Raw genomic sequence first — 10,434 nt, forward strand, 5'->3', positions numbered from 1 at the left:
ATAATAACTCAAATGTTTAATAGCAATCAGTTAATAACTGCCCGTTATTTTTATAATCTAATAGTGTTTTATTTCCGTTTGCCAAACACAATTCATCGAGAATTGTTTCAACATCTTTTTGCATCGTAAGAGATCCGCAAATCATAATAACGCCGCCTTGTTTCAATAAATCAATAAAAAAAGCAGTATCTCTTTTTATCAAATCCATTACATAAATATGTTCAGCTTCGCGCGATAAAGCTACATGAAAATTATCCAAATGTTCTTTTTGAATCATTATCCCTGCAAACTTTTTATAAGCCTGAAGTGTTGGTGTTTCCATTCTAAATCCGCTGTATAAATGTATTTCTTTCTTAGTCTTATTTTGTTCGATCATTCCTAAGAAGGGGGCAATTCCGGTTCCGTTTGAAATAAAAGCGATTTTTGGTGCTTTATTTGGAAAATGAAAAGCTTTATTATTGATAATTCTGGCTTTTATTGTATCTCCAATTTCTAAATTATTTAGAAACCCTGATCCTAATCCGTTTGGATGCAGTTTTACAACCAACTGTACGTTTCCTGAATGATTTCCAATCGAGTAGAGGCGTTCTCTGGAATCATTTGCAGGGTAAATTGCGAGTAAATCACCTGATGCAAATTTTGTTCTGCTATTGGCGCATAAAGTCAATATAAAAGTATGTTCGGTATCAGAGATTGGTGTTTTATCTAAAACCATTAATTTCTGCAAACCTTTAGGAATGTGATTGTATAAAGATGGAGTAGCGGCTAACGGAATTTCAGCTTTGGCACTCCATAATTTTATCCATTCTACAAATTCTATTGCCGATTTATCATTAACAGTCTGTAAATCTAAAAAACGTTCTGCCCAGCTTTGAGTTTCCAAAAACTGGTCGATTTCAATTGCAAATCCACAGAAATCAGGATATGATTTTGAACCAAAACCAACGACAGAGAATTTAATTTTTTGCTCTTGATTTTGTTTCTGTAAAAGCGTTTTAAATTTAGTTCCGTTAGAAGGTGCGTCTCCCAAACCGTGTGTTGACGAAAAAACAATAATATGCTCTGCTTTCGGGTAAACCGAAAAACTATTTAATTCCGCAATAAAAGCTTTTTTTCCGTGACCGATTAATTGTTTCAAAATGGCATTGGCAAATCTAAAAGAACTTCCATTTTCAGAACCAACTAAAAGAATATATTTGCTTTCATTGGCTTTGAATTTATTTTTAATTCGGCTTGATCTTCTTTTTAAAGTAATCGCAAAGCCTGAATAAATAAAGAAAAGAATATTGATACAGGCAATGGCTAAAATAACCGCCCAAATTCCGTTTATTCTTCCCGTATGAAGGTCAAGGCTTAAAGCAGATAACTGAACGGCAAGCGGTGAACGTTTTTCTGAAATCAAAGTTCCATCAACCTGATTTACTTCTATTTCACGATCTTTAAGTTCAATGATATAATATTCTTCCGGATCATCGGTAAAAGGAAATTCGATTTTTTTTACGTCAGACAGAAGTGTAGTTTTTAAGACCGAAGTTTTTTTGGCTTCCGCCGAAAGTTCTGTTTTTACAGGTTTTGCTTTTTCTTCACCCATAAAAAAGTTGAACCTTTCGAGCGATAAATACGTTCCGGTAAGTGCAATGATGAAAATTGGAATTAAAGCCAGACGCCCTAAAAGCACATGATAGTACTGAGCAAAATATTCTTTTATGATTTTCGAAAAGAAATTACGAATTCCTCGTTGTCTTTTAAGAACAAGTACAAAACCCGAAATGGAAATCAACAATAAACAAAAAGAGATTACGCCCACAAAAAAACGTCCGGTTTCATGAAGAAACAACGAACGATGAAAACCTGTTACCCATTGAATAAATTCGCTCTTTTTTTTAGGATTTCCTAATGTTTTTCCGGTTTTTGGGTCAATGTAAGCATTAACATCATTTCCATCTGCATCAATTGCCTGAAGCGTTACAAATTGATTGTAATCGACACTCAATTCTGTAATTTCTGAGTATTCTTTCTTTACTATTGGCAGTGTTTCTCCCAATGTTATTTTATCAAAATTGGCTGCTTTATACGGAAGTGTTTTTTCCTGTACGGCATCGACTGCCAGAATAATTCCGGTGACAGATGCTAAAAGCAGAAATATCGAAGAAAATAAGGCCAAAGCCAAGTGAGCGTAACGCCAAAAAGAAAGAGTCATTTAGTGTATTCTAGAAATGTAATAAAATGTTTAAAGCTTTGCCAAAATTAAAACTTTGACAAAGCCTGGATTCAAGTTTAAGCAGAAAAAATAATATTCATGCTTATAATGAGGTTAAGAAATAATTACCAAAAATTATATTTTGTTTAGCCTTACGTATTTGATGTAACCTTTTCCGTCTGTTTTGTCAGCAAGGCCTTCTGTTGAAAGCGGAATTTCAAGATCACTTACATAATATTTCTGGTCTTCAACTGCAGACTCAAAACGCAATTTGTAGCCTTTATTAATTTTTGAATCCTCAATTTCTATTGTGGTCACGCTGCGATCGCCGCCAGTAACAGATGCACCTGTTTTGGCACTGATGTCTTCTTTTTTTTGGGCATGGAATTTATTCCATTCTTTCAAAGAGCTGTACCATTTTTTATCGTCACCCATTACATAAAGTGTTTTTTCGTATCCGCCAGTCGGGTTAATAAGCGAAACCACAATATATGCACCTTCTCCCATATAATTTGCCATTTGCAGCATACATTTGTATTTGCTTGATTGTGCATTTGACTGAAAAGAAACAAGGCAGATAAGAGCGATTTTAAGTATAGATTTCATTTTAATTAATTGTGAATTATGAGTTGTGAATTATGAGTTTTGTTTTGGGGTTATAAGTTAAGATATAATTTATAAGTAGTATACAACTCATAACTTAAAAAATGCTATTTTAAAAAATCAATTGAAACGTTGTTTTTTGTAAGCAGTTCATTTTCTTTAGCTAAAGCATAAGCAGTTTCGTCAAACTCAGTGTTGATGTCTTTTTTTGCTCCTGCAGAAATAAGATATTTTAAGACAGCATCATCTTTAGCAACCATTGCAGCTCTGTGTAAAGCTGTTAAACCATCTTTATTTTTAGCATTTATATCTACTTTTAAATCTGTAATTTTTTTAAGAAGTGTGATATCATTTTTCGTAACTGCTAAATGATATAAAGTATTTCCGTCTTTTTGTGCAGCTGCTAAGTTTAATCCTTTGTCCTGAAGTAATTTTGCTTTAGCATCAAAAGGATCAGCAGTAGTTCCTTTTCCGGCTGGTTTATATGATTGAACCAGATAAACTCCTAAATTATTTCCGTCTTTGTCTTTTACATTTACATCAGCACCTTTGCCTAAAAGTAAAGCTGCAGCTTCTGGAGTTCCTGATCGTACTGCGTTTGTCAAGGCCGATTCTCCTTTTAAGTTTTGGGTATTTATGTTTTTTACTGCAGGAAGTAAAATTTCTAAAACTGTAGTTTCTTTGGCTGCAGCTGCTGCCATTAAAGGCGTATTTCCTTCTTTATCAGCTTTATTAGCATCGGTACCTTTACTTAAAAAATATTTAACGATTTCAGCCTGATTTGGTTTGCCTGCTAAAATGTGCAATACATTTTGTCCGGCTTTATTTTGTGCCGTTGGTTTCAGCTTTACTTCTTCAACTAAAAATTTATACGTTTCAATTGTATTAGTTTCTCTACGGTTACCCTGAGCTGCAGTAAAAAGAGCATTATCATTTGGTTTTATTCCTTTTTCAAGAAGTTTTTTCAAGAAAGGAATGTTTCCAGATCTTGCTGCATATGTAAAAGCAGTATTTCCGTCATTGTCTACATCTTTAAGTGATAATCCTTTTGAAGTAAAATATTCAGCAGCTTTTAAATCTTTATCAGAAGGAATTGCCAAAAGTAATAAGTTAGCACCGTTTGCATATTTTTTCTTTGGGTCGATTCCGGCTTTAAAAAAGGCATCATACAAAGCAGGATTTGATTGTCCGTTTGAAGCTGCAAAATCTACAGGAGTTGTACCGTGGCTGTCTTCAAACTTAACATCAGAACCTTTTCCAATTAAATATTCTACCAATTCAGTATTTCCTTTGTAAGCGGCCCAGTGTAAATATATACGATTATCGTGTGTTAATTTAGTAATTGAGTTTCCGGGCTGGTCAATTAAAAATTTGATAGTTTCATTTGGAGCATCGTTATTGATTGCCAGTGTAGTAACATCAAAAGCATTTATGTTGGCTTCAGCAGGATTGTTTCCTTTTGCTATTTCTGCTTTAACAGTTTCAACATTAGGAGACGTTTTCCAAAATGACGGTTCTAAAAGTGTATTTTTTTGCTGTGCACTAACAAATAAAGTTGCTGCAAATGCTAAAGAAATAAAAAGATTCTTTTTCATATTATGTTATGTTGTTTATTGGAGTTTTAGTTCCAAAAATTATTGATGAGACAATTGTCTATTTAGAATAAATCAAAATAATAGCAAATGTAAAGATTAATATTTTTATAGCAAGTTTTATTGCTTTTAAAAATTTAATTCTAATGATTTTTTTATTTAAATCCTGTATTGACAGCTATCTTCTTATGGAACAACTATTTTTTAAACCGTAAGACTGCAGTTTTATATTTTGGTTTAATTAGTGTTTAATGTTTTTTATTGTTTTTAAATTTAAAATGCTTAAAATTAAGTGTTTATAATTTGTGTAAGTAGAACGATTTTTAAAAATCTGTTTTTCTTTTTTACTAAAAACGGATTCTTTTAAGACGAGATTTGACGTTTACATTTGCTTAAAATTGGATCAAAAAAGTCCAAAATTGAACTTTGTATGTTGATAACTGTTTTTTCTTTTTTGGGATTTTTTTCTTTTTTTATGTTGACAACTTTATTTAGATTCAGTTTAAATAACTGGTATGTGGGCAACTACGAAAAATTATGTGCCTGTTAATAAATTGTTTTTTAATGGTTTTCGACCCAGTTTTCCCCTGTTGATAATTGCTCGGATTTTTAACATCAAAACCTAGACAAAAGAAGAATGGCGGGTTAATTTTACATATATAGAAAAAGCAGTAATTCCCACCTCAAATCCTGTAGTTTTCTATTCTTACTTAGTCACCGTTAAATACTATATATATGTCTATATTTGATAAAAGAGTCAATTATAAACCTTTTGAATACCCGGAGGTTTTACAATTTACAGAAGCGATAAATAAAGCGTATTGGGTTCATACAGAAGTTGATTTTACTGCTGATACTCAGGATTTTCATGCTCATTTAACAACTGCAGAAAAAACTGCCGTAAAGAACAGTCTGTTGGCAATTGCTCAGATTGAGGTAGCTGTAAAAAGCTTTTGGGGAAATATCTATGAACACTTTCCAAAACCTGAATTTAATGGTTTAGGTACCACTTTTGCAGAGTGTGAATTCAGACATTCTGAAGCCTATTCGCGTCTTCTTGAAGTATTAGGTTATAACGATGAATTTGAAAAACTTCTTAACGTGCCTGTTATTCGCAGACGTGTAGATTATCTTTCAAATGTTTTAAAAGATACTCGCTCTCAGGACAATCGTAAATATATGGTTTCATTGATTTTGTTTAGTATCCTGATCGAAAATGTTTCACTTTTCAGTCAGTTTGCTATTCTGCTTTCTTTTACAAGATTTAAAGGCTATATGAAAAATGTAAGCAATATTATTGCCTGGACTTCTATCGACGAACAGATTCATGCTAATGGCGGAATTTACATCATCAATAAAATCAGAGAAGAATTCCCGGATTATTTTGATGCTGATACTTTAGAATTAGTAAGAGAAACGGTTAAGGATTCTATTGCAGTCGAATCAGACATATTAGACTGGATATTTGAAGAAGGTGAAATCGAAAGTATCAAAAAAGGTGATTTGGTTAATTTTATGAAATTCAGAATTGACGAAAGTTTAAAACAAATTGGTATTCCAACAATTTTCAATGTTAATATTGAAGATTACAAAGCTTTGGCCTGGTTTGAAGAAGAAGTTTTTGCGAACAGTCTCGATGATTTCTTTGCAAAACGTCCTGTAGAATATACCAAACATGATAAAAGTATTACGGCAAACGACCTTTTTTAAAAGAAAAACAGTATGAGTACAATAGATACAAATGAAGTAAATAGTCTTCCGCAAAATGAAGCAGGAACCAAAATGTGGTGGAAGAACTCTGAAAGCGAGCAAATTTTAAATCGCGGTTATCTTTTAAAAGGTGAAACGGTAGAAGGTGCAATTGACAGAATTTGTACTGCAGCTGCAAGAAGATTGTATAAACCGGAATTAAAAGAATCTTTTGTAGAAATGATCGAACGCGGCTGGATGAGTATCAGCTCTCCGGTTTGGGCTAATATGGGAACCGAAAGAGGTTTGCCTATTTCTTGTTTTAACGTACATGTTCCAGATAAAATTGAAGGAATTACACATAAACTGGGCGAAGTTATCATGCAGACTAAAATAGGCGGTGGAACATCGGGTTATTTTGGGGAATTACGTGAGCGCGGAAGTGCCGTAACGGATAACGGAAAAAGCAGCGGAGCCGTAAGTTTCATGAGGCTTTTTGATACGGCTATGGATACGATTTCGCAGGGCGGTGTGCGTCGCGGTGCATTTGCTGCATATTTAGATATCGATCATCCGGATATTGAAGAGTTTTTGAAAATTAAAAGTATTGGAAATCCAATCCAGAATTTGTTTACCGGAATTTGTGTTCCTGATTACTGGATGCAGGAAATGATTGACGGAGATAATGATAAAAGACAAATTTGGGCAAAAGTTTTAGAAAGCCGCCAGCAAAAAGGGCTTCCTTATATCTTTTTTAGTGATAATGTAAATAAAAGCAAGCCACAGGTTTATAAAGATCAAAATCTAAGAATCAACGCAAGTAATTTATGCAGTGAAATTATGCTTCCGTCAACTCAGGACGAATCGTTCATTTGTTGCTTATCGTCAATGAATTTGGAGCTTTATGAAGAATGGAAAGATACAGAAGCGGTAAAACTGGCCATCTTTTTCCTTGATGCTGTATTACAGGAATTCATCGAAAAAACAGAAGGAAACTATTATCTTTCTGCTGCGAACAAATTTGCTAAAAGACATCGTGCATTAGGTTTAGGCGTTTTAGGATGGCATTCTTATCTGCAAAAAAATATGATTCCGTTTGAAGGAATGGAAGCTAAATTGAAAACGACAGAAATTTTCAAACATATAAGTAATAAAGCGGATAAAGCTACTCAGGAATTAGCCAGAATTTATGGTGAACCGGAATTGTTAAAAGGTTATGGAAGACGTAATACGACAACGATGGCAATTGCACCAACAACTTCGTCTTCGGCAATTTTAGGACAGACTTCTCCGGGAATTGAACCTTTTAGCAGTAATTATTATAAGGCTGGTTTGAGTAAAGGTAATTTTATGCGTAAAAACAAATACCTTAAAAAATTACTGGAAGATAAAGGTTTGGATAATGAAGAAGTCTGGAGAGAAATTATGCTGAACGGTGGAAGTGTTCAGCATATGTCTCAGCTTTCTCAAATTGAAAAGGATGTTTTTAAAACGTTTAAAGAAATCAGTCAGCTTGAAATTATACAGCAAGCAGCTATTCGTCAGAAATTTGTAGATCAGGGACAAAGTTTGAATCTTAATATTCCGGCCGAACTGCCAATTAAGGAAGTAAACCGTTTAATGATCGAAGCCTGGCAGTTAGGCGTAAAAAGTTTGTATTACCAAAGAAGCCAAAGTGTTTCTAAAGAATTGGTAACAAGTTTAGTTACCTGCAGCAGCTGCGAATCGTAAAAGATAAAAAAGCCGAATCTTATTTTGAACTGCCCCCAAAAAGTTAGACACTATTTGGGGCTTTTTTTATGTGTTTAAATTAAAGATGTATACCAATAAATTAGGCATTCTTTTTATTGAGAATTTAATTTAGTTCTCATAAAATCTTAATTTAGCAACCAGAAATTATCATCCAAAACAAATAAATACCCGCAGTAAATGGAAAATATTACAGTAATTATAATGTTACTTTTTGGCGTAGCTTTTCTTAGTTTAATAAGTAAAAGGTATAATTTTCCAATTCCTATTGTACTGGTGCTTTGCGGTGTAATTATCAGTGTCGTACCAGGACTGCCGGTTATTGCGCTGAATCCTGAAATTGTTTTTATTGTATTTTTGCCGCCTCTCTTGTATCACGCAGCATGGCATACAAGCTGGTCTGATTTTAAACAGACGATCCGCCCGATAACTTTAGCAGCCGTTGGCTTGGTTTTTTTTACTACAGGACTGGTTGCTGTTGTTGCACACTGGCTTATAGATGATATTTCCTGGCCGTTAGCTTTTTTACTTGGCGCTATTGTTTCGCCTCCTGATGCAGTTTCTGCGACGTCAATTACTAAAGGTTTAGGTCTTCATCCAAGATTAATTGCAATTCTTGAAGGAGAGAGTTTGGTAAATGATGCCAGCGGTCTTGTGGCGTATAAATATGCTTTAACTGCAATTACAGCAGGAAATTTCGTTTTGTGGCAGGCTGGATTAAACTTTGTTTTGATGTCGGTTTTGGGAATTGCAATAGGTCTGGCTGTTGGTTTTATAATGTATTATATTCATAAAAGATTTGTTTGCGATGACATTATTGAGGTAACACTTACGTTATTGACGCCATTTTCGTCTTATCTGATTGCCGAACATTTTCATGGCTCGGGAGTTTTGGCAGTAGTAGCTACCGGACTTTTTTTGGCTGCAAGATCAGGTACTATTTTTTCTCATGAAAGCCGCATCATGTCTTATACAATATGGGATGTTTTAAGTAATATTCTTAATGGTTTAATCTTCATTTTAATTGGATTACAGCTCCGGCAGATTATTGAAGGAATCAGTAATTATTCAGGAGATTTGTTATTTATCTGGGGTGCCGTGATTAGTATTGTTGTGATTATAGTTCGTTTTTTGTGGGTAATTCCGGCAACGATGATTCCGAGAATGCTCAGTAAAAAAATTCGAATGAAAGAAGAATTTGATTATCGAAACATGATTATTTTTGGATGGTCGGGAATGCGCGGTGTAGTTTCTATGGCAGCGGCTCTGGCACTTCCGTTAATGCTGAATAAAACTGAAGAATTTCCGCTTCGTAACCTGATTATTTATTTGGTTTTTTGTGTGATTCTTTCCACTTTGGTTATTCAGGGACTTACGCTTCCGTGGCTTATTAAAAAGCTTAAAATTGAGCGTTATTCTATTTTGGCTGAAGAATATGATATTCGAAATATTATTGTTTCTGAAACTATTGCGCATATCGAAGATAATTTTTCGCTGCTGGATGATGAATTACTGCATAATATTAAAAGTAAATATGAAGTAAAATTTAATCGTTTGCAGAAGACCGAACTTCCGGCGAATTTTTTTGGAAATGGTAAAGTATTTGGAAATGAAATTTTTAATGATTTTACCAAAATTCAAATTGATCTTTTGAATGTAGAACGAAGCAAACTCGAAGTTATGCATAAAGCGGGTTCAGTAAACGAGGAGATTTTCCGCAAAATAGAAAAAGAACTTGATCTTGAAGAAACCCGGCTTTGGATGGAAATGTATGAGGAATAAAATTTTCAGGCTTTAAAAATCAAATTTTTAAGGGTTTTATACTTATTTCTTTGATTCATATAAATGATAGCTGTAATTATGTAATGGTTTTGATATTCAGAAAGTTAAATTTGAAATATTAAAACGAATGCAAACAGAAAAAGTATAATTATGAAAACGCTATTAAAAACTAAAACTGCAATGCTGGTACTGTTAACGGGATTAGCATTTTCATGCAAGAAGAACGAGACTAAAACTGAGTCTCCAGATCATGCAGATTCGACTAAAACGATTATTGATACGGTAGGGCCAGATATTGACACAACTGTAACAGACACAGTTAGAGCTGTTAAAACTGATACTATTAAAAAGTAGAATTGAATATTATAAATGAAAAAAAACTGTAAGGGAAAAAATCTTTTACAGGTTCTCGTTATTTATAATGGTTATAAAGTTTTTTTATATTCAAAACTGTATTTTTGGTCATAAAAAAAATTAATTTATGAAAACTACTAATTTTATTAAATTTTTCTCTTTTGCTTTATTGACATTGTGTATTGCAAGCTGCAGTATTCATCATTCACATTCATCATCAGGAAAAATTCCTCCTGGACAGGCCAAAAAAATGTCAGGAAGTAAAAGTGCAAAAGCTTACGCTCCGGGTCAGCAAAAGAAGTAAGGATAATTGTTCTGGATTTAGACCTTTATAAAGCAAAAAAAGAGGCTGTCTCAAAAGTGAGGCAGCTTTTTTTGTGGCATAAAAAAAGGAAAGCTTTCGCTTTCCTAATTCTTGCAATTTGATTAAATTGCGGTGTGTGTATAGCTTCAAAAGTAGTCTTT

Annotated in this window: 8 protein-coding genes; 5 read left to right on the forward strand and 3 right to left on the reverse strand. The window is 33.5% G+C overall.

Translation table 11 applies throughout. The features are described from left to right. Window positions 1–16: 16 nt before the first annotated feature. The 3 genes from LUU93_RS17355 to LUU93_RS17365 all read right to left on the reverse strand — a co-directional run bounded on the left by LUU93_RS17355 (window position 17) and on the right by LUU93_RS17365 (window position 4,398). Window positions 17–2,200, reverse strand: coding sequence for a PepSY domain-containing protein (locus LUU93_RS17355; protein WP_232682431.1), 2,184 nt, complete (start codon window positions 2,198–2,200; stop codon window positions 17–19). 135 nt (window positions 2,201–2,335) lie between these two features. Beyond that, the gene (locus LUU93_RS17360) at window positions 2,336–2,806 is read right to left on the reverse strand and encodes a DUF2271 domain-containing protein (protein ID WP_232682432.1); all 471 of its coding nucleotides are present in this window, start codon (window positions 2,804–2,806) and stop codon (window positions 2,336–2,338) included. A gap of 104 nt (window positions 2,807–2,910) precedes the next feature. After that, a complete protein-coding gene (locus LUU93_RS17365; RefSeq protein WP_232682433.1) occupies window positions 2,911–4,398 on the reverse strand; it encodes an ankyrin repeat domain-containing protein in 1,488 nt (495 codons plus the stop codon). 732 nt (window positions 4,399–5,130) lie between these two features. On the opposite strand from LUU93_RS17365, the gene LUU93_RS17370 reads away from it, so the two are divergent. The 5 genes from LUU93_RS17370 to LUU93_RS17390 all read left to right on the forward strand — a co-directional run bounded on the left by LUU93_RS17370 (window position 5,131) and on the right by LUU93_RS17390 (window position 10,273). Beyond that, window positions 5,131–6,105 (forward strand): ribonucleotide-diphosphate reductase subunit beta, encoded by a 975-nt coding sequence (locus LUU93_RS17370; RefSeq protein ID WP_232682434.1) that lies wholly within the window; start codon window positions 5,131–5,133, stop codon window positions 6,103–6,105. Window positions 6,106–6,117: 12 nt separating this feature from the next. Next, window positions 6,118–7,815 (forward strand): ribonucleoside-diphosphate reductase subunit alpha, encoded by a 1,698-nt coding sequence (locus LUU93_RS17375; protein WP_232682435.1) that lies wholly within the window; start codon window positions 6,118–6,120, stop codon window positions 7,813–7,815. A 198-nt stretch (window positions 7,816–8,013) separates the two neighbouring features. After that, window positions 8,014–9,615 (forward strand): Na+/H+ antiporter, encoded by a 1,602-nt coding sequence (locus LUU93_RS17380; protein WP_232682436.1) that lies wholly within the window; start codon window positions 8,014–8,016, stop codon window positions 9,613–9,615. Between the two features lie 150 nt (window positions 9,616–9,765). Beyond that, a complete protein-coding gene (locus LUU93_RS17385) occupies window positions 9,766–9,969 on the forward strand; it encodes a hypothetical protein (RefSeq protein ID WP_232682437.1) in 204 nt (67 codons plus the stop codon). A 127-nt stretch (window positions 9,970–10,096) separates the two neighbouring features. Continuing rightward, window positions 10,097–10,273: a hypothetical protein gene (locus LUU93_RS17390; protein ID WP_232682438.1), complete on the forward strand. Its 177-nt coding sequence runs from the start codon at window positions 10,097–10,099 to the stop codon at window positions 10,271–10,273. Window positions 10,274–10,434 lie beyond the last annotated feature (161 nt).

This window comes from Flavobacterium soyae (genome assembly GCF_021245985.1).
Classification (GTDB): Bacteria; Bacteroidota; Bacteroidia; order Flavobacteriales; family Flavobacteriaceae; genus Flavobacterium; species Flavobacterium soyae.

What these genes read in the sequence shown, in the direction of transcription:
- LUU93_RS17380 (WP_232682436.1), top strand. Translation starts at nt 8,014, where the DNA reads ATGGAAAATATTACAGTAATTATAATGTTACTTTTTGGCGTAGCTTTT.
- LUU93_RS17360 (WP_232682432.1), bottom strand. Translation starts at nt 2,806, where the DNA reads ATGAAATCTATACTTAAAATCGCTCTTATCTGCCTTGTTTCTTTTCAG.
- LUU93_RS17385 (WP_232682437.1), top strand. Translation starts at nt 9,766, where the DNA reads ATGAAAACGCTATTAAAAACTAAAACTGCAATGCTGGTACTGTTAACG.
- LUU93_RS17365 (WP_232682433.1), bottom strand. Translation starts at nt 4,398, where the DNA reads ATGAAAAAGAATCTTTTTATTTCTTTAGCATTTGCAGCAACTTTATTT.
- LUU93_RS17355 (WP_232682431.1), bottom strand. Translation starts at nt 2,200, where the DNA reads ATGACTCTTTCTTTTTGGCGTTACGCTCACTTGGCTTTGGCCTTATTT.
- LUU93_RS17375 (WP_232682435.1), top strand. Translation starts at nt 6,118, where the DNA reads ATGAGTACAATAGATACAAATGAAGTAAATAGTCTTCCGCAAAATGAA.
- LUU93_RS17370 (WP_232682434.1), top strand. Translation starts at nt 5,131, where the DNA reads ATGTCTATATTTGATAAAAGAGTCAATTATAAACCTTTTGAATACCCG.
- LUU93_RS17390 (WP_232682438.1), top strand. Translation starts at nt 10,097, where the DNA reads ATGAAAACTACTAATTTTATTAAATTTTTCTCTTTTGCTTTATTGACA.